This is a genomic window from Treponema endosymbiont of Eucomonympha sp. (genome assembly GCF_001028545.1).
The window spans coordinates 1-1,277 of record NZ_BBPW01000172.1 but is presented as its reverse complement, the minus strand read 5'-3'; the positions used below and the strand labels follow the sequence as shown (position 1 = coordinate 1,277).

The window sequence follows — 1,277 nt, the reverse complement described above, 5'->3', positions numbered from 1 at the left end:
CGCCATAGAGGACGCGTTTCTGGACGCGAATATCCCCTACGCGGTGTCGGGCGGCACGAGCTTTTATAAGCGCAGAGAGATACGGGACATAAACAGCTACCTGCACGTCTGCGCGAACTGCGACGACGACGTGAACCTTCTCCGCATTATCAACACGCCGCGGCGCGGAATCGGGCGGAAGGCGCTCGAGGAACTCAACGCCGCCGCAAACGAGCGGCAGTGCTCGCTCTGGGACGCTATGCGGTCGCTCGCCACCGCGCCGCCCCCTCAGGCGCAGCTTTCCTTCGGCGGCATGAGCGAAGAGGCAGACGGCGACGAGGCGCGCTCGGCGTTCGGCGGGTTCCTGTCGCTCATAACGGCGCAGCGCGCGGCGCTACTGGGCGGCAGAGGGCTGTCGAATAAGGTGCGGGCGCTCGTCGAGGAAATCGGTTATCTCGACTTCCTCGCCGGCGAGTATCAGAAGAGCGAAAAGGCGGCGCGATTCAAGTTCTTGAACGTCGAACGGTTGCTGACGTCGATAGGCGAGTGGGAACGCAAACCCGACACCACCGACCCGTCGCTGTTCGCGTGGCTCAGCCGCATTGCGCTCCTGTCCCGCGACGACCTGAACGACGACGGCAACGGCGGAAAGGTGAACCTTATGACCATTCACGCGTCGAAGGGGCTGGAGTTTCCGGTGGTGTTCATCGCGGGCGCGGAGGACGGCACTATCCCCCACGCGCGGGCGCTGGAGGAAAACCCCGACAGCGTCGAGGAGGAGCGCCGCCTGTTCTACGGGGCGATTACGCGGGCGCGGGACAAGCTTTTTATTTCAAGCCGCAAGACGCGGCGGCGGGCGCAGGCGGCAGCGCAGTGCGAGCCGTCGCGCTTCCTCGCGGAAATCCCCGCGGAACTGGTGTCGTATCACGAACCGGAGGCGGAGCCGGACGAAGCGACGCGGGACGCGCTGTTCGCCAGTATGAAGCAGAAGTTTTCGGGATAAAGCGCGTCTCCGCCCGCAAGTTAGACCAACTCTAGGCAGTGTGGACTGGATAGGGGAAAAGAGGTAAAATAGAGGCGTGAAAAGAAATGAAGGCATTCACCGGCACGATATAAGCGACGAGGCGCGGGAACGGATAAAAGAACTGCTGCCCGGACAGGCAGGGAAACGCGGGGGAGTGGCGAAAGACAACCGTTTGTTTATCAACGCGGCAGCATGGCAGACGCGCACGGGCGCTCCGTGGAGGGATATACCGCCAGAATTCGGGAACTGGAACAGCATACACAAGCGGTTTTGC

Annotated in this window: 2 protein-coding genes; both read left to right on the top strand. The window is 62.6% G+C overall.

Going from position 1 to position 1,277, the window contains the following annotated elements; genetic code table 11:
- Nucleotides 1-982: ATP-dependent helicase (locus AWU74_RS05695; protein WP_187150877.1), on the top strand; the 982-nt coding region annotated here is incomplete at its 5' end.
- 94 nt (nucleotides 983-1,076) lie between these two features.
- A partial coding sequence (locus AWU74_RS05690; RefSeq protein ID WP_238580188.1) for a transposase occupies nucleotides 1,077-1,277 on the top strand: 201 nt, incomplete at its 3' end.